Source organism: Fructobacillus sp. ESL1096 (assembly GCF_058511985.1).
This window is the reverse complement of the sequence record NZ_CP196400.1, coordinates 685,411-707,105: the sequence shown is the minus strand read 5'-3', so window position 1 is coordinate 707,105 and position 21,695 is coordinate 685,411. Positions and strand designations below refer to the sequence as shown.

The 21,695-nt window shown below is 41.8% G+C and carries 23 protein-coding genes; 7 read left to right on the top strand and 16 right to left on the bottom strand.

The annotated features are described in order from the left end of the window. Window positions 1–40: 40 nt before the first annotated feature. Complete coding sequence (locus tag ACSYSR_RS03340) at window positions 41–673, top strand: hypothetical protein (RefSeq protein ID WP_489816137.1); 633 nt, start codon at window positions 41–43, stop codon at window positions 671–673. 531 nt (window positions 674–1,204) lie between these two features. Here the strand turns inward: ACSYSR_RS03340 and ACSYSR_RS03335 are convergent. From ACSYSR_RS03335 to trhA, 4 genes are all read right to left on the bottom strand, one after another. Next, window positions 1,205–3,091 (bottom strand): M13-type metalloendopeptidase, encoded by a 1,887-nt coding sequence (locus ACSYSR_RS03335; protein ID WP_489816138.1) that lies wholly within the window; start codon window positions 3,089–3,091, stop codon window positions 1,205–1,207. Window positions 3,092–3,203: 112 nt separating this feature from the next. Then, a complete protein-coding gene (locus ACSYSR_RS03330) occupies window positions 3,204–4,592 on the bottom strand; it encodes an MFS transporter (protein ID WP_252773332.1) in 1,389 nt (462 codons plus the stop codon). Between the two features lie 141 nt (window positions 4,593–4,733). Then, window positions 4,734–5,381, bottom strand: a complete 648-nt coding sequence (locus ACSYSR_RS03325) for a carbonic anhydrase family protein (RefSeq protein ID WP_489816139.1) — start codon at window positions 5,379–5,381, stop codon at window positions 4,734–4,736. A gap of 22 nt (window positions 5,382–5,403) precedes the next feature. Next, entirely contained in the window at window positions 5,404–6,054 is a 651-nt protein-coding gene (gene trhA / locus ACSYSR_RS03320; protein WP_252773330.1) for a PAQR family membrane homeostasis protein TrhA, read from the bottom strand. 152 nt (window positions 6,055–6,206) lie between these two features. Between trhA and ACSYSR_RS03315 the strand changes: the two genes are divergently transcribed. Continuing rightward, window positions 6,207–6,554, top strand: a complete 348-nt coding sequence (locus ACSYSR_RS03315; protein ID WP_252773329.1) for an iron-sulfur cluster biosynthesis family protein — start codon at window positions 6,207–6,209, stop codon at window positions 6,552–6,554. Between the two features lie 92 nt (window positions 6,555–6,646). On the opposite strand, the gene ACSYSR_RS03310 is transcribed toward ACSYSR_RS03315, so the two are convergent. Genes ACSYSR_RS03310 through ACSYSR_RS03295 form a run of 4 tightly spaced genes read right to left on the bottom strand, consistent with a single transcriptional unit; the run spans window position 6,647 to window position 8,826 of the window. Continuing rightward, window positions 6,647–7,540: a DegV family protein gene (locus ACSYSR_RS03310; RefSeq protein WP_252773328.1), complete on the bottom strand. Its 894-nt coding sequence runs from the start codon at window positions 7,538–7,540 to the stop codon at window positions 6,647–6,649. Window positions 7,541–7,580: 40 nt separating this feature from the next. Then, window positions 7,581–7,931 (bottom strand): fluoride efflux transporter FluC, encoded by a 351-nt coding sequence (locus ACSYSR_RS03305; protein WP_252773327.1) that lies wholly within the window; start codon window positions 7,929–7,931, stop codon window positions 7,581–7,583. Continuing rightward, the gene (locus tag ACSYSR_RS03300) at window positions 7,924–8,340 is read right to left on the bottom strand and encodes a fluoride efflux transporter FluC (protein WP_252773326.1); all 417 of its coding nucleotides are present in this window, start codon (window positions 8,338–8,340) and stop codon (window positions 7,924–7,926) included. The genes ACSYSR_RS03305 and ACSYSR_RS03300 overlap by 8 nt, the downstream gene beginning before the upstream one ends. Before the next feature lie 48 nt (window positions 8,341–8,388). After that, window positions 8,389–8,826: an Rrf2 family transcriptional regulator gene (locus tag ACSYSR_RS03295; RefSeq protein WP_252773325.1), complete on the bottom strand. Its 438-nt coding sequence runs from the start codon at window positions 8,824–8,826 to the stop codon at window positions 8,389–8,391. Between the two features lie 84 nt (window positions 8,827–8,910). Here ACSYSR_RS03295 and ACSYSR_RS03290 point away from each other — a divergent pair, with 84 nt between their 5' ends. From ACSYSR_RS03290 to ACSYSR_RS03275, 4 genes are all read left to right on the top strand, one after another. Then, window positions 8,911–9,516, top strand: coding sequence for a nitroreductase family protein (locus ACSYSR_RS03290; RefSeq protein WP_252773324.1), 606 nt, complete (start codon window positions 8,911–8,913; stop codon window positions 9,514–9,516). A gap of 336 nt (window positions 9,517–9,852) precedes the next feature. Next, window positions 9,853–10,854, top strand: a complete 1,002-nt coding sequence (gene trpX, locus ACSYSR_RS03285; RefSeq protein ID WP_489816140.1) for a tryptophan ABC transporter substrate-binding protein — start codon at window positions 9,853–9,855, stop codon at window positions 10,852–10,854. Then, window positions 10,854–11,753: an ABC transporter permease gene (locus tag ACSYSR_RS03280; protein WP_252773322.1), complete on the top strand. Its 900-nt coding sequence runs from the start codon at window positions 10,854–10,856 to the stop codon at window positions 11,751–11,753. Before trpX ends, ACSYSR_RS03280 begins: the two co-directional genes overlap by 1 nt. Beyond that, on the top strand, window positions 11,746–12,501 hold the full coding sequence (locus ACSYSR_RS03275; protein WP_252773321.1) for an ABC transporter ATP-binding protein: 756 nt from the start codon (window positions 11,746–11,748) through the stop codon (window positions 12,499–12,501). Before ACSYSR_RS03280 ends, ACSYSR_RS03275 begins: the two co-directional genes overlap by 8 nt. A 238-nt stretch (window positions 12,502–12,739) precedes the next feature. Here ACSYSR_RS03275 and ACSYSR_RS03270 read toward each other — a convergent pair whose 3' ends face one another. The 4 genes from ACSYSR_RS03270 to tyrS form a co-directional block, all read right to left on the bottom strand. Continuing rightward, window positions 12,740–13,042, bottom strand: a complete 303-nt coding sequence (locus ACSYSR_RS03270) for a kinase (RefSeq protein WP_252773320.1) — start codon at window positions 13,040–13,042, stop codon at window positions 12,740–12,742. Window positions 13,043–13,160: 118 nt separating this feature from the next. Then, window positions 13,161–13,949 (bottom strand): DUF2705 family protein, encoded by a 789-nt coding sequence (locus ACSYSR_RS03265; RefSeq protein ID WP_489816141.1) that lies wholly within the window; start codon window positions 13,947–13,949, stop codon window positions 13,161–13,163. Between the two features lie 17 nt (window positions 13,950–13,966). Next, window positions 13,967–14,878, bottom strand: a complete 912-nt coding sequence (locus ACSYSR_RS03260) for an ABC transporter ATP-binding protein (RefSeq protein WP_252773318.1) — start codon at window positions 14,876–14,878, stop codon at window positions 13,967–13,969. 427 nt (window positions 14,879–15,305) lie between these two features. Next, window positions 15,306–16,553 carry a tyrosine--tRNA ligase gene (gene tyrS / locus ACSYSR_RS03255; RefSeq protein WP_252773317.1) on the bottom strand — a complete coding sequence of 416 codons (1,248 nt, stop codon included), beginning with the start codon at window positions 16,551–16,553 and terminating at the stop codon, window positions 15,306–15,308. Between the two features lie 470 nt (window positions 16,554–17,023). Between tyrS and ACSYSR_RS03250 the strand changes: the two genes are divergently transcribed. Then, window positions 17,024–18,877: an FAD/NAD(P)-binding protein gene (locus ACSYSR_RS03250; RefSeq protein WP_489816142.1), complete on the top strand. Its 1,854-nt coding sequence runs from the start codon at window positions 17,024–17,026 to the stop codon at window positions 18,875–18,877. Between the two features lie 60 nt (window positions 18,878–18,937). Here the strand turns inward: ACSYSR_RS03250 and ACSYSR_RS03245 are convergent, their stop codons facing one another. From ACSYSR_RS03245 to ACSYSR_RS03230, 4 genes are all read right to left on the bottom strand, one after another. Further along, window positions 18,938–19,831: a prolyl oligopeptidase family serine peptidase gene (locus ACSYSR_RS03245; protein WP_489816143.1), complete on the bottom strand. Its 894-nt coding sequence runs from the start codon at window positions 19,829–19,831 to the stop codon at window positions 18,938–18,940. Between the two features lie 129 nt (window positions 19,832–19,960). After that, window positions 19,961–20,134, bottom strand: a complete 174-nt coding sequence (locus tag ACSYSR_RS03240) for a hypothetical protein (RefSeq protein ID WP_252773314.1) — start codon at window positions 20,132–20,134, stop codon at window positions 19,961–19,963. A gap of 30 nt (window positions 20,135–20,164) precedes the next feature. Then, window positions 20,165–20,662, bottom strand: a complete 498-nt coding sequence (locus ACSYSR_RS03235) for an MscL family protein (RefSeq protein ID WP_252773313.1) — start codon at window positions 20,660–20,662, stop codon at window positions 20,165–20,167. Window positions 20,663–20,740: 78 nt separating this feature from the next. Continuing rightward, window positions 20,741–21,664 carry a magnesium transporter CorA family protein gene (locus ACSYSR_RS03230; protein WP_252773312.1) on the bottom strand — a complete coding sequence of 308 codons (924 nt, stop codon included), beginning with the start codon at window positions 21,662–21,664 and terminating at the stop codon, window positions 20,741–20,743. Between the last annotated feature and the right edge of the window lie 31 nt (window positions 21,665–21,695).

Here is a 21,695-nt window from a genome sequence, read left to right as displayed (position 1 = left end):
GTTTAATATTTGCCTGTTAAATTAGAGGAGTAAATAACTAATGAACGAATTTAAGTACATTCAAAAATCACTTGAAAGAAAAGCTAAAAGAAATTTAAAATGGCAAATATTAATCACCGTTATTCTGATTAGGATAGATATCTATTTATTTATGGATAATCTATCACGGATGCATGCAGCCCACAATATTACTATACCAACAATGAAAGTAATCATTTTCCAGTACCTTCTTATAATCATCACTTGCCTGATGCTTATTAGCTGGATTAAAATTGTCTACTTTATCCGACAAGCAATCAAGTATTCATTTAGTAAACAGGATGGTGTTATTAACTTAAAAACTGTTTCCAATAATAATGAATGGTTAAAAAAGTATATGGACCATGTAACGAATAAGAAAATGGCTCTTTTCAATATATTTTCAAAAAAACATAAATTTTACCTACTGTGGGGGGTAATTGAAACAGAAGAATGTTATCGGCTTACGATGCTTAATACCTCGGAGAGTGATCAGTTGGTTATTCTAAATATAAATAAGCAAGAATTTGAACAATATTATCACCAGAGTACCATTACAAAATGGATTCGACGCATGAAAAAAAGATATCAAAAATTTAATCAACCACTATTGAAGTACTTATACTCATCATTTGTTTTTTACGTCAAGGACTAGTTACAATTGTTTGTTTAAATACTTAGACTTGAAAAAGCGATATAAACCTCAGAATTTTATCTCCATTTTGAGGTTTTTTATTATCAGCAAATTGACATTGACTAGTGCTTTGTATAAGCGTGATTAAAGATTATATGTGAAGCACATCCTGACTAATGTCAGGGTTTTGAAATTTTCTGATCTAGGAAGCACGAAGAAAAAAATCATGCAGCAACCAATATTACACACCTTTCCTTCCCATTCTTAACGATTAAAACAACCTTCCACAGGCAATTAATTGAAGGCTGTCAAAGTAATAAAAAGGAACCCGACATAAATTAATTGCGGGTTCCCTGCTTGCTTTTATGAAATGATCACTTATATCATTTCGTTATATGAAATAACCACGGCTCGTCATTAGTCCTAATAACTACTGACCTATCTTTTACTGGAATGAAAACTTTGGTAAGAGATTTTTTATGCCATTTGCTATTTTAAAACTTGCACACTATCGCTAGAAGGATTCAATCCATCATCATGCCAACCTTGAAATTACCAAATTTGGATTCTTTTGTCTGGATCCAGCCACATCCTATCTCCTGCCTGAATGCCATAAGTTTGGTGGAAGTCATCAAAGTTCGGCAAGATAACATTCGTCCGCAACTTCGCCGGTGCATGGACATCAATCTTCGCTAGCATGGCCAGGTAAGCCGGTGCTGCCTTTTGTCGCCACAATGTTGCAAAATTTTCAAAGAAGGCCTTCGCATCAAAGTCCTTTTGTTCCTTAGCGGCTGCCAAAGCGGCAGAGACACCACCCAAGTCAGCAACGTTTTCGGAAACCGTCAAGTGCCCATTAATTTTGGCACCAGCCGAATCCTGTCCATCAAAAGCAGCAACCACCGCCTGTGTCTTCTGCTCAAAGTGTTCGAAGTCTTCCTTGGTCCACCATTCTTTCAGGTTTCCATGTTCATCATAACGCGCACCGTTAGTGTCAAAGGCGTGAGTAATTTCATGGGCAATCACCGTCCCAATCCCGCCAAAGTTTTGGCTTGATGATTGATGATAATCATAAAATGGTGCTTGCAAAATAGCTGCCGGGAAGACAATTTGATTAAACTCTGGTGAATAATAGGCATTTACCAAATCACCCGGCATTTCCCAACGACTCGTATCCGGTGCCTGTCCCCACCGGCTAAAGTGATCGGCCACGGCCGCCTTGGAAAAGGCTTCTACGTTTTCTAAGAGCGTCTTGTGAACATCAACTTTGCGATCCTCCAAGTATGCGGGAATCTGATCAGGATAACCGACCTTGACTTGCAAGGCAGCCAACTTCACCTTGGCCTTTTCGCGCGTAGCAGCGGACAACCACTGTTGTTGGTCAAAGCGGTCATCATAAACGCCAATCAAGTCACGGACCATCTTCTCGACATCTTTTTTAGCGGCCTCGCCAAAATAGGTTTGACCGTACCAGCGACCAACGATTTGGGCAAAAAAAGCTCGAGCCTGACGGAAAGCAGCCTTGTCTGCATCAACCGCCTCTTTAGCACCAGACAGTTTTCGACCAAAGACACCAGCATCGATGCGACTTTGGTTCCCCAATAATTTGGCAATATCGAGCATATTTTGAACAATTGACCAAGCCTTAATCAAGGCAAAGTTCTTTTCTTGGTAGACAGCGTTGGCCTGAGCGAAGAATGCCCCATCAAAGATGATCACCTTTTCCGGCTTTTGCCCCAGTACCTTTTCAATCACCGCAGCAATCCGGTAGTCGGTGAATTGTTTTGTCAAATCAGCCAAGGCCGTGGGATGGTAATTCTTCCAATAATCCGACAACGTTTCACGAGAACTTTCACTATCTGCCAAAAGTTGGTCAAAAGCGAGCGTGTCATCAACTAATTTCTGCGCCTCTAGCTCTGCAAAACCAAACCGTTGCAACAGCCCAGTAACCATTGTCGACCAAGTAGCCAACAGCTCCTTTTTGCTGTCTTCGTCCTGGTAACTCGTTGTATCAGGTAAAATCAGCCCTGGATTGGCCAACCACAATTCATTGCGGGCCGTATTCTTTGAATCTGGACTAACCGTCAATGCTAACGGTGTCGTATAAGAATCCAAAATCAATTGCCCTTCGGCTTCTTGGAAGTCATCCCAGTTTTTAATCTTCAGCAACGGCTGCAAGAATTGTTGGACTTGACCGGCTTCATTTTGGCCACGACGGTCCCAGTCCTTGGTTAACTGATGGAGAGCAACAAACTGGTCCAAAGCGGCGACTTGCTTTTGACCGGCTTCGATTTCTTTGACTGTGGCTCGTTCCAAGTCTTCAATTTTATCGGCCAAGTCATAAAAGCCACCAGTCACGGGTTTGTCGGCTGGAATTTCAGCCTGATTTAACCACTCCTGATTGACTGCTTGATAAAAATCATCTTGATACTTTGCTACCATATGCGCCTCCTAATAATTGTTATTCATTATTATCCACTAGACTACTTCTAAAAAGCAACTTTCTTCACAAAAAAAACCAAACAAAAAGCTGTTTGGCCTTCTTTTATTAAATTTAACTGAGAGTTTTTGCACCTGCATCCTTAGGTAAGGTTAAAACCTCCATAAGTGGATACAAGGAAACTAACCCCACAATCAAGAAAGTTAGCTGATAAGCAGTTGTCACTTTCACCACTTGTCCAAGCAAAGCCAAAATTGTCGCAGCAATTCCGACTCCGAGTGCCTGTGACAGCATTTGTAGGACCGACGTCAAGGTATTGGCTGAATTCTTCTGCTCTTTTGAAAGTTCTGAAAAGGACAACGAGTTGTAAGCAGTCAAGGCTAATGAACGGCCAACACCAGATACAAAAGCAACGAAGGCAATCCAGACCTTTGTACTATCAGCATGAAAGGCTGCCATCAGCAAGGTTGCTAAGCTTGCTAGACTGAGGGCCACTACCAGAGCATACTTGTAGCCTAACCGCCGAATAATTACTGTGGTAAATGGCTTAATGGCAATATTGCCAACAAAAATAAAGATAACATAGGTTCCAGCCATGATCGGTGACCAATGAAAGGCAACTTGCAAAAGCAAGGTCAAAAGGTATGGCAAAGCACCAATCGTCATCCAAAAGATTGATCCGCCCGATTCATAGACTCGAAAAGTTTTTACTTTTAGAGGCTCCAGGGAGAATAGCGGTTGGTCGCTCGCTGAAAGATGGTGCCAGGCCAAGGCCAAAAAGACGAGGGACACGAAAAGCACCAAGAAGCCCCAGAAAAAAAGAGAGAGACCGCGTGACAGCATTTCGGAAGCAATCAAGAGACCCCCACCGGCAACCGCTACAAGCACGAAACCAAATAGATCAAAGGGCAAGTCCTCCCGTTCGTTATCATCCAAAATAAAAAACACTCCCGTTAAAATAATTAACAGGCCAATTGGCAAATTTAAAAAGAAAATCCAATGCCAGGATAGGCTCGCAATCACATAACCCCCAAGTAAGGGAGCAATTGCCGGTGCCAAGAGTGCCGGCCATACCAGGTAAGACAGGATTTGGAGCATTTTCTTTGGCTCTGTATTTTCCAAAATAATTAGCCGGCCAACAGGGACCATCAATGCCCCGGACATCCCCTGAATAGCGCGCATGACCAACAGATAGGTTAAGTTATTAAAGAGGCCGGCCAACACAGATGAAACCGTGAAAAGACCGACGGCCAGCAAAAATAAGTTCTTACGGCGAACCTTTTTAGCTAACCAACCAGACAATGGAATAAAAATGGCAGCAAACAGCATATAGACTGATACGAGTAATGAGGCCGTACTCTGGGCTACTTTCAAATCAGTTGCAATCTGTGGTAGTGCTGTTGTGACAATGGTCGAATCAAGCATTTGCATAAACAGGGCGGCAGCTACGACCAAGGCCGCCCGTTTCATCTGCGAAAAATTCATTTTCGAATTACTGGTCATGAAAAAATCCCCTTTTAAATGACGAATGGCGTGAAAGAGGCTTCTCATTTGTTAGAGAAGCTAACTTACCATTGCTCAATTTTATTCTTAGATCAAAAAGAAAACAATGGCATTGAAAAAAGCCCTGCGGGCTTTTGGCACTTACTTTGAATGATGCATCGGTGATAAGTGGTGATAAACCACCGTCCGCCCGAATAAGGGCTGACATTCCCGGTAGTTATCCGGATAGGCCTCGGCAAAAGTCGCCAAATCTTGGGGACTTATCCCCACCGGTTCGTCTAACAAAACCCAATTAATGTCTTTTTTCAACGGTGGTGTGGTTAACGAGCCCGTATAGGTGAAGCAACCCCTCTTTTCCACAGGCAGCAAATCCTGCAGATTGACCATCTTTTTTTCTTCCGAAAATAGTGGGGCAAAGATGACCGGGTGATTTTCGTCGACTTCAGCAAAGGCCCCAACAACCATCGTTTGGCCAAGCTGATTTTGACAAACGATGTGAATCTCGGCAGCATAGCGCTGGCCATCAATCAGATGTTCAGCACCATCATGAATGTGAAAACGCACAACATGCCAAGCCTGCTGATTTAAAATCAGCTGGCCCTGACAATAAAACTGATCGCCAATCACCTCTTGACTCTTCTTAACCGGCGTGTTTTGAAAATTAGTCCAGTCAACTTGCCAATCATCCCCCATAAAAACGGCTGATTGGTTAATCTCAATCGGTGATTCTTGGTTACTTAAAGCCGTGGCTGTCCAGGCACTTTGAAAACGATAATCCAGCTTTTCCATCTTTTGGACCTTCTTTCAAAATCTAAAGCGTTAGATATATTGAGCAATACATGAGTCCGGCACCAACAAGAACAAAAACATGCCAATAAACATGACCCATGGGAATTCGTGGTACTAGGTAAAAAATGGTTCCAAGAGAGTATACCACGCCACCGGCTAAAAGTAGCCAAAAGGCAGCTGGTGATAAGGCAGTCCATAATAGCGGCATGGCAATAATAATAAGCCAGCCCATCACTAGGTAGATCAGTACAGATAACCAGGGAAAGCGGCCGACCAAAAACAAATCATAAATCAGACCGGCAATGGTCATCAATAGGATGGCTGACCAAATGCCAAAACCCCACCCTCCCTTCAAAACTAACCAGGTATAGGGCGTATAGGAGCCTAATATCACAAGATAAATACCGGCATGATCCATAAATTGGAAAATCTTGGCTGCCCTAGTAAAAACGAGTGAGTGAAAAAGTGTCGATGCTAGTAAAAATAGTGATACCGAGGTCAAATAAATGCTGACCGCGGCGATTTCAATGCCACTCGTCCGACCATCACGAACTATTTTTAACGCTAAAAAGATACTGGCAATCACGGCTAAAATAAAGCCAAGACCATGAGTCACGGCATTTAAAACCTCATAGACAATCTGATATGCTTTTCCGTGTTTTTTTATTTCCATTTTTTGTCAAACCCCTTAAAAGTTGTCCGTCACATGATTTTTGTCTACTGTCATCGCGAAAATAAAACAAATGACAACTATACCAATTGACAAACATTGTTAAACATTATATACTAACCTTGTTATTTAAAGATGAATTGGAGGAATATTTTATGAAATTGACTTTTACACCAGCAGCAACTGAGCGTTTGCAGAAGTTTTTGGGCGACGACGTCAAGATGGTCCTAGATTTCGATGATGGCGTTGGACCATTCTCAGATGAAGCGAACTGCACCTTGGCTTTGTCATTCAACCTCTTATTCGTTAATAAGGATGCGGATTTGTCGGAATTTGGTGCTAAAATTGACTCAAACCTTGGCGAAATTTATGCTAAGCCTTATTCAACCGACCAAATGGATGAAGAAATGACCATCGACGTCAATGAAAAGTACTTACGCTACTCATTGTCTGGTCGTCGTGGCGAACTTGACCCTGCCTTGGGTATCAAGAAAGTTGCCTAAGACATCCTAATTGTTAGGCATTAACTACTATTTTTCTGCTTACTAAAAAGTCAGCCATTCGGCTGGCTTTTTATTTACTCTAAATAACTATCTCAATCTTCTTTTGCCATGACCTGCCAGTCTTGTGACCAAATGACGGCCATTGCCCCATCACCGGTATGCACACCAATCACAGGATCCATACTTGCCCGTTCAAAGGCGACTGTCGGATACTTTGACTGAAAATCCTTCAGCCATTTATCCCCTAATTTAGCATTATTACCGTCAATGATGTAGGCTCGCACAGGAAAATCAGCAACTTTTAGGTAGTCCTCAAAGGCTTCTTGGATTTGTTCCTTCGCCCCAGACATTTTCCGAGCCTTGCCAACGGCTCCAATCTTCCCGTCTAAAACGATATCAAAGGACAAAATTGGCTTAATATTTAATAGACCGCCAATTAGGGCTTGCCCACGGGATAGGCGCCCTGTTCGCTTCAGATGCGAAATATCGTTGACGACCAAACGAACCCCAAGGTTCTTACGGAAGTCCGAGAGGGCTTGATCGATTTCAGCCAAAGTACGCCCCTTTTCGGCTAATTTGGCTGCCAATAACGCTTGACTGGCCTGACCCATGTTAGTCAATTTGGAATCGACTACAAGAATTTCTTCAAGGCCAGTAAAACCAGCAGCAACCAATTTTGCCGTTTGAAAAGCGCCTGAAATCCCGGAAGACAAAGTGATGATGATTGCTTCTGTATAGCCTGCTTGAACCGCTTGGTTCAAGGCCTGCTCCCATTCAGCCGGACTTGGTTGCGATGTCGTTGGCAAAACGTCTTTTTTAGTCATTAATTCGACCAAATCAGCTAGAGAAGTTAAATCCTGACCACCCATATAAGTTTCTTGGCCAAACAAAATCGGAATTGAAACTTCCTCAATTCCATATGAACGGCGGATTTCGGCCGGCAACGCCGCCGATGAATCCACAATTATTGCTGTTTTCTTTGTCATAAGTTGCTCCTAATCTTAAGGGCTATTTTACCATACTAAACTAACGAACGGCCCCCACTAGCACTTGACCTAAGAAGAAGGCGATGGCACCCGCTAGAACCTGGACAAATAAATAAAGAAGTTGCTGACAGAGGCCCTCTCTTTGTTTGGCCTGGGTCATCATTGTTGAGAATGTTGTTAATCCACCCAAAAAACCGGTTTGCGTCAAAAGGACGGCGTGGGCACCTTGGCCAATACTTGAAAGAGCACCAAGTAAAAATGATCCAAGGATATTAACCGCCCAAACTCCGGTCAAAAAATCAAAGCGCTGCGGCCACCAAATCAGTAACAGATACCGTAAAAGGGCGCCCAGCCCCGCGCCAATCATCACCAGTAAGTAGTTTTCAAGCATGGCTGGCCCCCTTTTGTTTTTGTTTCAAACATTCTTGAGCGATCAATTGTCCAGCAAGTGCTAGTGCCAGACCACCAAATAGAGAAAAGAAAAGATAAGAAACAGCTAAGATTGGTTGATGCAAGCCAAGATGGAAAGTCTGCAAAATCATGGTCCCAAAGGTCGTGAACCCACCCATAATGCCAGTCCCTAAAAACGACTGCCAGTATGCCGGCCGTTCCATCTTGCCAACCAAATAAGCGCCCAAGAAGGCCAACAAAAAAGCCCCCAACCAGTTAATCAACATCGTCGTCAATGGCCATTGTCCGATTACTGGCGTAAAGCTTAATACATAGCGCAGGAGCCCACCAAGGGCACCTCCAAAGAAAACAACCAATCCTTCAATTTTTCGATTTGTTTCAACCGTCATGACCACGCCTACTTTCTACATAAGAAGATTCTATCACGCTTTCAATGCTCAAATTGGTAGCGTTTGATTCTTTTTAACGTCTTCGATAAGATCAAAAAGGGTCATTTCTCCCATCACGGCCATCACGGCTTGATCAATTTCGCCATAATACTTTGACAGGGCCGAACCAATTGAAGAACCGACTGGACAATCAGGGTTGGTATGTTTATCTAAAGCAAAAACTGCCGCACAATCCTCAACGGCCTGCAAAACCTCTGCAAAGGTAATGTCCTTACTATTTTTTGCAAGTACAGGACGGCCAGGATAAGGACCCTGCCGACACAGAATATTAGCATTCTGTAATTCAGCTAAAAGTGCCCGGACACGTGACGGGTTCGTATTAATTGAACTCGCAATCGTAGCAGAGCTCAATGAATCTGTTGGTCGCGCAGTTGCCACATAAACAAGGATGTGGAGCGCATTTGTTAATCGTAATGATGGTTTCATAAAAATTAGTCCTTGTCTTTTTCTAATGTCTATTATAACATAGAGTTGTACTTTTAAAAAATACAGTAAATAAGGAGACAGATTATGTCAGAATTTTTAGATTTGCAAAAAAAGCGTCGTTCAATTTATGCCCTTGGTAAGGACGTTTCAAAAACTCCTGAAGAACTGAACACAATTATTAAAGAAGCCATTGCAAACACACCATCAGCTTTTAATTCACAATCAACGCAAGCCGTTGTTTTGACTGGTGCCGCTCACGAGCGTTTGTGGGAAATCACGTTAGCTGAACTCAAGAAGGTTTCTGCTGATGAAGAAGCCTTTGCTGCTACGAAGGCCAAGGTTGATGGTGCTTTCAAGGCCGGTTTTGGTACTGTTTTGTTCTATACTGACACAAACATCGTCAAGGGCTTGCAAGAAGGCTTCCCACTTTACGCTAACAACTTCCCTGATTGGGCTGAAGAAGCAGTTGGTATCTCGCTTTACGCTGTTTGGTTGCGCTTAGCAGAAGAAGGTCTTGGTGCCTCATTGCAACACTATAACCCATTGATTGATGCTGCCGTCGCCAAGGAATTTAACTTGCCTGAAAACTGGACCTTGCGTGGTCAAATGCCATTTGGATCAATCGTTGCCCCTGCAAGTGAGAAAGACTACTTAGCAGAAGACGTACGTTTCCGTTTCTTCCAAGACTAATCTTCTCTTAAGGTTGATTGTCGCCTCTTCTGATAATTTTTTCATTTTTCTTGACAGGCCTAGTCCCGTCTTGTATGCTTAACTTAACTTTTAAATGTTTTAAGGAGTCGCGTATGCGTCAGTTTGCTTCACAATCTAACCGCCAATGGTGGCGCCGGTAGGAAAGCAGCTCGTCGTTTGGACAAGCTGTGACAACAGTTTTGTCCCAACCGGCTCTTTTGCAATACTGCAATTCATTAAAAGTCTGTTTGGGTTTAATCATAATACCCAGGCAGGCTTTTCTTTTTGTCTAAAACTTGTCTGGGCCAGTATATTAGAAGTATGAAGGAGTAAAAAATGAATAAGCGTCTACTAACCGTGACATCATTCATCGCCCTTTTCCTAGTCGTTGCCTTTTTCACCACTGGTAACACGAACACTAGTTCGAAAAAAGGCATCCCCACTGTGGGAATTTTGCAGTTAGTCACTCATCCTGCCTTGGATCAAATTCACCAAGGAGTTGTGGCTGGTCTAGCTGCTGGTGGTTACACTGCCGGCAAAAACGTGAAGATTGACTATCAAAATGCACAAGCAGATCAAGCTAATTTAAAAACCATGGCTCAAAATTTTGCCAATAAAAACGAAAACTTAACTGTTGGAATCGCTACGCCAGCAGCTCTTTCCTTAGCAAAGGCTGCCGATGGGAAGAATCCCGTTATCTTAGCGGGCATTACTAACCCTAGCGGTTCAAAACTAATAAAATCAGATGCTCATCCTGGCGCTAATATTACTGGTGTCGGTGGCGATTCTCCTTATGAAAAGCAGATTGCTGTCTTCAAGGAAGTCTTACCAAAAGCAAAGACAATCGGAGTCATTTCAACTTCTTCTGATGCCGGTGGGACTTATAATGCAAAAAAAATGACCAGTGCATTAAAACAGGCCGGCTATCAAGTCAAAAACTATACGATTGCTTCTACTAATGACATGCAACAGGTGGCAACCACGATGGTCAGCCAGGTTGACGCTGTTTACGCACCGCAAGATAACGGTGTTGCCACGGCGATGAAGACTTTAGTGGCCGTCGCTAACCAAGCACATGTTGCTGTGATTCCGGCTGCTGATTCAATGGTTAAAGACGGTGGTTTGGTTACTTTTTCTAATTCACAGTATGAAATTGGTTATCAGGCTGGTCGGATGGCTGCCCAAGTCCTTAGTGGCAAGAAGAAAACTGCAACGATGCCAGTTTACAACGTCACGAAGGGAAATTACGTCATCAACCAACAAACAGCGAAAACGCTTGGCATTACTTTGCCGGCCGATATCGTTGCCAAGGCTGAAAAAGCCGGGGAGGTCTTCTAATGTCAATTGTTGTTTCAAGTATTTCTCAGGGAATCTTGTGGGCCGTTTTGGGCCTGGCCCTGTTTTTAACTTTTAGGATTTTAAACTTTGCCGATATGACGGTTGAAGGTTCCTTTCCTCTTGGTGGTGCGACCGCTGTTGCCCTAATCGCCCATGGGGCCAACCCCTACCTGGCAACCTTAGCCGCCATCTTCGTTGGCGCCCTAGCCGGCCTAGTAACCGGCCTTTTGTATACAAAGGGCAAGATTCCGATTTTGCTTTCCGGAATTTTGGTCATGACAGCCTGCCTGTCAATTAATCTCCGAATTATGGGATCTGCTAACATTTCTCTTTTAAATCAAAAAACAATCTTCTCGTCACCATTCTTAGAAGGTCTGCCAAAATACTTTGACGGCGTCTTTGTGGGCCTGATCATCATTATTTTGATTACCCTCGCCTTAATCTGGTTCTTGCAAACGGAGCTCGGACAAGCGTTCATCGCTACCGGCGATAACGCCAAAATGGCTGCAGCCTTTGGAATTAAGACTGACCAAATGATCATTATGGGTCTAATGGTCTCAAATGCCATGATTGCCTTTGGTGGCGCTGTGATTGCTCAAAACAACGGCTTTGCGGATATTAACATGGGAATTGGTATCATTGTCATTGCCCTGGCTTCTATTATTATTGGCGAAGTTGCCTTTGGTGATTTGTCATTAAATCAGCGCTTGGTTGCTGTCATCATCGGTTCCATTATTTATCGCTTAGTTCTGTTAGCTGTCTTGCAACTTGGCTTCTCAACCAATGATTTGAACCTGATTTCATCCATTATTTTGGCGATCGCGATGGTTTTGCCACAAGTTCGCCATTATTTGAAATTAGACAAGCTTTTCCAGTTAGGAGGACAGCACCATGACTAAACCCGTGATTACCCTAAAAGATGCAACCGTTACTGTCGGCAATCAAACTGAAATTTTAAAGCAGCTTAACTTAGAAATTTACCCCGGTGATTTCATCACTGTCCTGGGGACTAACGGGGCTGGGAAGTCAACCTTGTTCAACGCTATTTCTGGTGATCTCGCCCTAAGTTCAGGCACTGTCTATCACCAGGGCAAAGATATTACCAACCTTCCAGCTGTTAAACGAACCGCTTTTTTAGCCCGAGTTTTCCAAGATCCAAAGATGGGGACTGCCCCCCGCATGACTGTTGCCGAAAACCTCCTCTTAGCTGAAAAGCGTGGTTCACGGCGGACACTGAAAAATCGCCATCTATCTAATCAAAAATTGGACTTTTACCATAACATTACCGAAAAGATGGGCAACAATCTTGAAGACCGTTTGCAGACAGCCGCTGGTTCCCTTTCTGGGGGCCAACGACAAGCACTATCCTTTCTAATGGCTATTCAGGTTAAGCCAGAACTCCTACTATTAGACGAGCACACGGCCGCCCTAGATCCTAAAACTTCGGCACAACTAATGGATGCCACTAATCATCAGGTTATTGATAATAATCTCACGGCATTGATGATCACCCATAATTTGGCAGACGCCTTAACTTATGGGAATCGTTTAATTGTCCTCAACGCCGGTAAGATTGTCTTAGACGTCAAGGACCAAGAAAAAAAGGACCTCAGTGAAGAGGACCTGCTTGAATATTTTGTTCACTAAAAAGAGGGTTAACAAGTGATCAATGATGAGCATTTTGACTGATATTGACCACATCAAAAATTAAAAAATAATCCGTTTCCTAAAAAGCTCCGATTGCGATTCGGGGCTTTTTTATTTACTAGCCCCTATTATCTTAAAAACAAAGGAAAAGGACCAAGACCGGTTCAGTATCGGCCACCAGTCCTAAAGGGTATTCGCTGAAGTCCCCTTATCTTGGGGGCGAATCACTTTCTACTTGTTACAATTCCATTCCTGATCCATTAGTATTGATTCGATCAAAAACCTCAAAAAGGTGTTCTCGCTCGGTTAATCGATACTTTTTACTTTTGCGATCAAAGATAATCTCTGATTTAACCTCATCTTCGACCTGTAGATCCGCCAGAAACTCACGGATCGCCGCAATATCACGCTGCACGGTCTTGCGACCAACGAAGAAGAGGTTTTCGATTTCGTCTACACCCATCGATTGTTTAGAAATCAGGACGGAATAAAGACGTAAAATCCGTTGTTTGTCATTATATGCTGGTGGTTTTCTTGACATAAGATTTCTCCTACCCCTATTTTATCAAAGCCCAACAGAAAGAAAAGACTTGTTTTTAGAATTATTCGCATGTATGTAATAAAAAAGACTGCTTGAGCAGTCCTTTTTTTATTTTAAATTAGACAGAACGTCGCTTGAAAACCCAGTAAGCCAGGGCGTACATAACCAAGACGTAGGCACCATAAACGACGAAAAGTACCCAAGCACCAGCACCGAAATAAGACTGGATGCTCTTATTAAAGTCTGAAGTCCCACTATAGTAAGAAACAACGTTCTGAACAGTCAATGGATTCCACTTTAATGGAGCCCAAAGTTGAATCAATGAAGAAGTCACTGCTGACAAGATACTAGTCGCAACTGACATCACAATCCCAAGAGAGATTGCTGCAGCAGACGACTTAGCAATATTGGAAACCAAAAGAACAATGGCCATCAAGAATAATGAACCAACGAAGCTCATCAACAATGCAAATAGGAATGACTTCCAATCAAGGCTTGTATAATATGTGGTGTAAATCTTTTCAGTTGCGCCATCGTGCATTGCTCTGAAAATTAAACGACCAATCGCTGTCCCTGCCAGTGAGAAAACAATCAAGAGGAAGTATTCAACAATTACCGTAATGATCTTAGCCAAAAAGATTTGAAGCCGTGAATACTGACGTGACAGTAAGGGACGAATTGTCCCAAAAGTAAATTCCTGCGTAAAGGAAAGGGCTGTTAAGACCAACATTCCAATCGTAATGATGATACTTGAACCACCCAAGGCACCGTATGCCGATGCTTGACTAGCCATTGGAACAAAACTAGTCAAAGTAATAATTGGTAAAACAAAGGCGATAATCGCCCAGATATAGACCCGATTTTGCTTCCAGGCCTTCATTGCTTCTTGCTTTAATAACGTAAACATGAATTCTCCTTCGTTGACTAGGCCCGAGTGGCGTCAGTTGACAATACCGTTAACAAATGATCTTCTAAGTTTCCTTGACCCGTTTGAATATCTGTCACTTCAAGCCCTTCATCGGTGGCCAATTTCAGCACCTTTTGTGCTGTCACGTCGCCCTGAACAGAAATCAAGACACGGTCATCACCCATCGAGGCATCCCAACCCGCAGCCTTGGCGACAGCCAACATCTTGTCATTATCACTCGTTTGAACCTTAACCTGGGTCTTTCCTTCGGCCAAGAAGTCGACCATTTTTTCACGACGCAAGATTTTTCCCTTATTAATAATCACAACATCATCAGCCAAACGTTGCAATTCGTCCAACAGGTGTGAAGAAATCAAGAAGGCGACACCCTTATCAGCTAGCGAACGAATCAAGGCACGAATGTCATGAACAGATTGTGGGTCCAAACCGTTCATTGGTTCATCCAAAACAACAAACTTTGGATTACGAATTAAAGCGATGGCAATCCCAAGGCGTTGCTTCATTCCCAATGAGAATTTTTTTGCCTTACGCTTACCAAACTTTTCGCCGTCAATTCCAGTAATCTTCATCAATTCATCAATGTCTGCATGATCTTTGGCATCCATGGCATAGTATGTCATATGGTCACGTGCAGTGAAATTAGGATAAATCGCTGGATATTCAATCAAATTACCCATTTTTGCCAGCGACTTATTCTTAGCAAAGCGAATTGTTTCATCATCAAAGATGATTTCTCCATCGCTATATGACATTAATCCAGTGATTGCGCGCATTGCTGTCGACTTCCCAGCCCCGTTAGGACCAATCAACCCAACAATTCGCCCAGGTTCAGCGGAAAACGAAACGTTATCCAAAGCCTGGTAAGAACCGAAGTTCTTTGACACGTGATGCAGTTCTAGTAATGACATTACCTATGTCTCCTTTGTCTTGATACTGATCTGAGGATAATTTTGCGCTACCGGTCTTTTTCTTTGACAAGTTCAACACCGTCGCAAAAATCAGTCTCTTTGGTCATTATAACAAAGACCGGCAAGCATTCAAAAGCCCAGCGTCCATCACTGATGAAGTTTCAGGTAGTAAAAGGCCCCCTGATAAAAATCAGGGGGTCGTCCATCTGCTGAACCTCCATCTCGGCACGGGAGAGAAGGTATAAATTAGGTTTAGAGAGAAGTATTTATAGATGTGCCGAGATGAAGTTTTTGATGTCCGATATATCGCTATATCGATACTGTAAGTATAGGGAATTGAGATTAAACTAAAATTAAAGAAAAAGATTTCTTTTTCTTTATTTTTTTAAAGAAAAAAGTGTCTTAGAGACTCGCATGTCCCCTTTTCTTACTTAACCGTTCCCAAGAAATACTTTTTCTTACCACGGCGTACTAAGATATATTGACCGTCATAATTGGTGCTTGGATCAACTTCTGCTGCAACGTCGGTTTCCTTTTGACCGTTAATGGTAATTGCACCGTTCGTCACGTCTTCTCGTGCTTGACGCTTAGACTTTTCAATACCAGCGTCAACCAAGAAGTCCACTACATTTTGCTGAGCACTAGTTGTTTCAAATCCTGGAACACCAGCGAAAACATCGCGAATTTGTTGAGTAGAAAGGGTTGCAACATCACCCGAGAACAATGCCTTGGAAAGTGCCTCCGCCTCTTTTACAGCTGCTTGACCATGAACAAAGGCCGTCACTTCTTCCGCTAGGCGCTTTTGACCCAGACGGGCACCAGGGTTTTCAGCAACTTCCTTTTCCAAATCAGCAATTTCTTCAGGGCTCAAGAAAGTAAAATACTTCAGGTACTTAACAACGTCTTCATCACGTTGGTTATACCAGAACTGGTAGAACGTGTATGGTGATGTCTTTTCAGCGTTCAGCCAAATAGCATTTCCTTCTGATTTTCCAAACTTCTTTCCCGTAGAGTCCGTCATCAATGGAATTGTCAATCCAAAAGCCGGTGCTTCAGAACCTTCAACCGTATGAATCAAATCAACACCGGCGGTAATGTTCCCCCACTGATCAGAGCCACCAATTTCCAAGCGAACGTTTTCTTCGCGCCAGAGGTGTAAGAAATCAACGGCTTGCAAAATTTGGTAAGTGAATTCAGTATAAGAAATTCCGGTTTCCAAACGAGAAGCAACAACATCCTTCTTCAGCATGACATTAACAGAGAATAATTTTCCATAATCTCGTAAAAATTCTGGCAAGGTCATTGGGCTCAGCCAATCAGCATTGTTGACGATTGTCGTTCCGTCCGCTCCGAAGAGCTTGGTTACTTGGGTGGCAATTCCTTGTTCGTTAACCTTTAATTGCTCTTCTGAGAGTAGCTGGCGCTCAGTTGTTGGCCGAGGGTCCCCAATTGATCCGGTTGCCCCACCAACAATAATCACGGCTTTCCCACCGGCTTTTTGGAAACGCTTCAAGACCATAAATGGAATCAAATGTCCCAAGTGCAGCGAATCAGCTGTTGGATCAGTGCCGACATAAGCGCCGATTTGGCCGGCCGCCATTGCCTGCAACAACCCCTCTTCATCAGTCACCTGGTTTAAGGCCCCACGCCACTTCAAATCTTCAATAAAATTCATTTTACTTTCCTCCATTGATTACCGGCACGTTCGTCTCAGTTAGAAATCAGGACAAAAAAAAGCCCTAATCATAACTGATTAGGGCGAATTGTCCGCGGTACCACCTAAATTGCCTCTTGAAGGCCACTCATTTAGTCTTAACGCGACTCGACGTCATCGATTCCTGTTGTGTAACTCAGCTTAAGATGGGATAGCTTACAGCGACCGCTAACTTTCTGTCTTTTCCATGGAAGTAAACTTTTGCCAACAGATGATACGTCTATTATAACAAATTCTTTTTTTATTTGGGATATACTTTGTTTAGTTACCTTTTTTTTCAATCATATTTAGAGTAGAATTAGTTTAAGAAATATTATAAATTTTAGACACATTTAATCGCAATGTTTCTAACCTTTTTTCAAAAATGCATTTTCATAGCTAGCGCTTACTTTATCGTTGGCTTTTTATTTTCACTTGATACAGGAGTCCCCATGCAAATTGCTTTAATTGGAGCGGGTCCGAGAAATCTAGCTATTCTCGACCGCCTTATTCAAAAAGCTGATTCAAACCAGGCCTTAACAATTAATATTTTCGACCCTTACCCAGTTGGTGGCCGCGTTTGGAATCCTTTTTTTGAAAATAATCAAACTTATTTAATGAATACGAATCCCAATCAGGTAACGTTGTTTAATGATTACGATATCGGTCAACGTCGTGGTGAAGATTTAACACCAAACCTGCTTACTTGGGCGCAATCTTACGCACTGCCCTTCTTAAAACAACATCACGAATATCCAATGGCTTACCGAGAGGAAGTTTTGTCACTAACATCAATGACTGCCTATGCTTCCCGTGGTTTAATGGGTGTCTATGCTGCTTGGTTTTTTGAAGAAATTCTCAAAAATTGTCCTAGTAACCTTTCAGTACGTTTTCACCAAGTCGCCGTCAAAAGCTTATTAGAAGCTAATCCCGGTTTTAACATGACCACTACCGACTATAATCATTTTTTTGCTGATAAAGTCGTCTTGGCTTTGGGTCACCTTGATGCCGAGTTAAGTGAGAAGAAGAAAGACTTGGAAAAATTTGCAAAAGAAAGGGGCTTTCACTATTATCCCGCCTCTCACCCAGCGGAAAATGATTTTTCTAGCCTGAATGAAAATGATACTGTTTTGGTTCAAGGACTTGGTCTTTCCTTTTTTGATGACCTCCTGTCTTTGACAGCTGGTAAAGGTGGTTTCTTTTTGACTAAAAAGGATGGTTCACTTGTTTACCACCCATCTGGTCATGAGCCACATTTGATTATTGGTTCTGGTTCGGGGCTTCCTCCTCGATCACACGGCCTTAATCAAAAAGGGGCAAATGAGTTGTATCAACCTCGTTTTTTCACGCTGGAACGTATGCAGCAAATCGCAAAAGATCACGGTGGTCACCTGCCCTACAATACTTTTCGCCACGTCTTAGACCAAGAGTTGACTTACAAATATCTCATTAACCAAGTCAATCTGCTTGATAAACTATCCGATACAAAAAAAGAAGAAATTTTGGATTTTCTAGGAAATCCAAAAAATTGGCAGCATGTTAATCAAAAGTTTCATCTTAAATTAGATGTGAACATTTCTTGGGAAAAGGAAGCAACCCCTTCCCGCGATGTTACCTCTCTTGCTGCTTTTCGGAAATTTTTCGTTCAGCATTTGAAAGAAGATATTGATTCTGCCTTTCTCGGTAATGATAAATCGCCCTTAACAGGAGCCTATGACATTTTGCGTGATGTTCGTGGTACTGTCCGAACACTTTATAATGAACGTCTTTTTGATGAAGATGATTATCAAAAACTCTTAACTGACTTCAAACTCTTTGATACACAACTATCAGTGGGTCCGCCATTAATCCGAACACGGCAACTTTTGGCTTTAATTAAAGCCAAGCTCGTTACTATCGCCGGTCCAAATTTCAGTGTCGCCCATAACCAACAATTTTTTACAGCAACTGATCGTTTTGCTGAACATTTTCAAGGAACTGCTCTCATCGAAGCGCGTCTTGGTCGACCCGATTTTCGCACGGCTAAGAGTCCGTTGCTAAAATCTCTCCGCAAAAATGGTTTAATTGTTGGTGACAACCGAATTATTAACCAGGATGGTACTGCTCCTTTAGCCAACACCATCAAAGTTGACTTAAAAAACTTTACGGTTTATAACAAGGAAAACCAATCAATTCCAAACTTGTTTGTTACTGGTGTTCCTTTAGAAGGTCAAAGTTGGTTCACAACAGTAATCCCCCGACCACACGTTCAAACAATCGCCTTCACTGAAGCTGCCACAGTTGTGAAGCAAATTTTAAACCAATAAAAAGAAGGTAGGAATCCAATCCTACCTTCTTTTTTTGTTCTAAAGTATCTTTACCGTTGCTCAGTCATTATTTTTTAAAAAAGCAAGTTTTTCTTGATAAATCTCTGGTGTATCATAATCAAAAATACCATGTCGACCACCTGTAATAAGATGGCAGGTAGCTTTTTTTGCTGTCATTTTCTGATAACGAGTAATTAGATCAAGGCTTTGTTGATAAGGCACAACTTGATCATCACTACCCGCATAGGCTAATACAGCTGGTGTCTTTTGAGTAAAGTAATTGGCTGGATTTGCCTGACTAACACCAATTGGATTTTCACCAACTGCTAGTCCTGCTAAGGCGAGTCCTTCAAACGAAATTGCCTGGCCAGATTCTACATACTTAGGTTGAATCCCCTCTTCTTGAAACTGACGGGCAAATTGGTCAAATTCATAAGGTCCATAATTGGCAATCACATGTTTAATTTCTGGCAAATCAGTTAAGTCGTCGGCTGCTGAAACTCGTCCTAATTTCACTTTAGCCGTAACAGATGCGGCAGTCAGCATTGCCAGCTGTGCTCCGGAAGATTCTCCAATTAAATCAACACTATTGGCTTCTAACTGATATTTCTGTGCATCTTTTTTAGCTTTTGCCAAAACCGCACGAATTTCTGCTACTTGTTTTGGAAAAGAAAATGATTTTGTCGAAATCAGTGCATAGTTCATTGAAATGACGGCATAGCCTTCTTTGACAAATTTCAATGAAGGTCCTAACTTAAAGGATGACTTCACCCCTCGAATCAGTCCACCCCCCTGAAGATCCAAAATGATTGGGTGCCGTTGGTCACCAGCTGGTAGGTAAATATCAAAAAGCTGATAATCTTCTGGACCATATTTTTGGTTTTTGATAACGTGGCTAACGTAGTCAGGTACTACAACAGGATCGATTGTTACCTGAGCATCTTTAAATAGCATTTTCCGTCCTTCCTGTGTTTCACGTGAAACAACCGTTCAAGTGTTTCACGTGAAACACCACCGAAAAAGTAAAGAAAAAGCTAAGAAAGAATCTTAGCTTTAAATAATATTACTGTTCTTTACTTTTTCTTAATCATTTATATCATTACGACGATTGTCCCACAAATAGGCAATCAGCAAAATGACTGTTCCCAAGTTGGCGCAAACAAGAGAAAAACCTTCCTGCTTGAAAATCCAACTGGCAATCGAAATAAACATCAAAACCAAGGCGACAATCGTGACAATAACTGTTGTTTGCTTCATATTTTTTCCTCTCTCCTTAGAGTAACTCTTTTACTTCTTTTCTGCTAGTGTCTGCAAAACTTTTTGCTGCAGTTCATTATTCTTTTTAATCAAATCGTTGTTTTCTCGTTGCAGTTTCTGCAAAGCCATCATATCTTCATGAGGTTCATCATAACCCCATTTTTCACTTTCCGAATTAATTAACTTATTATTAATCAATTGAATTGTATAATATACCGCCAACGCAATCGAAATCATTGTTAAAAATGAGGTGATAAACTCAGACCAAGCCTGTTGCGTTGCTGCAAAATATAATGGATGGTTTTTGGTAAAGAGCCAACGCCAGACAAAGGAAATAAAACTAGCTAATAAACTCACTAAATCTTTGATTGCTCCACCAAAAGCATTTCCAACAACAACCGAAATCACAAAAGTTAACAGATTCGGTGCAAACAAAAAGCGGCGGAAAGAAACCCAGCCAACAGAAGATTTCTGTAACAGCAAATCTCGTTGCTCGATAAATTCATTTTTCCGTTTTTTTTTCGACATAACATCCTCACAACATTCGAAATATAATTGTTATAAATTTATTATACGGCAATGTAGCATAAAAATCAGGTTCATTATTTACTTTTTCAAAAAACCATAATGATGGAACAAATAGATTGCACCAATCATCATTAAGAACATGATAATGATGGTCACCCACCACCCAGAAGCACCATGAGCAAAGGGTAAATAATCAACGTTTTCACCATAAAAACCAGAAACAATCGTTGGAATTGTAAAGACAATTGAATAGACAGTTAAGACCTTCATCGTCCAATTCAAATCACGATTACCAAGTGAGCCTGTCGCATCAGCAACAGCATTAATCACTTCCATTGCTAAACCAGCCATGTCGCGCGCCTGCTCAACCTCAACCCGAACAGCATCTAATCGATCCAAGTCGGCTTCCGAAACATGGTTCTCATATGAGCGTCGAATCTGATCAAACATAATTAAATCATTCGCCAACGAATTTTGGAGATAAATCATTTGAATTTGCAGGTGCAATAAATCATTGGTGTGTTTCGTTAGTTGCTTACGACTACTAAATTGTGCTTGAATTGCCCGTCTTTGTCGATTAATTTCAGTAATTTCATCACCAAACATTGTCATTAACGGATAAATACCCGTCACCATAAATTCGAAAACTGACATTTCTTCATCATTTGTTCGATGAAAGGTTGTATCGCCATTTAAAAAATTCTTCTTAATATAGTTCGTTGGACGATGCGCAAAAGTATATAAGTCACCATGAACCAAAACAATTCCTAAAGGACGAGTTAAAACCGGTTCCGGTTCAGCGGAGATAACATCTAAAATAATCAAGGCTTCGTCGGCCTCAGGATCAAATTCCATTCGAACACTTTCATTATGGTCATCCGCATAGCCAATCATTTGTTTTGTTAAACCATGGTCGTCCAAAAGTGTTTTCTCATCTGCAGAACTCATATCGGTAATATGGTACCAAGAAAACTTTGGTGTCTGTTTTAACATTTCAATCATGATGACCCTCCCTCACTGATTTTTAAAAGAA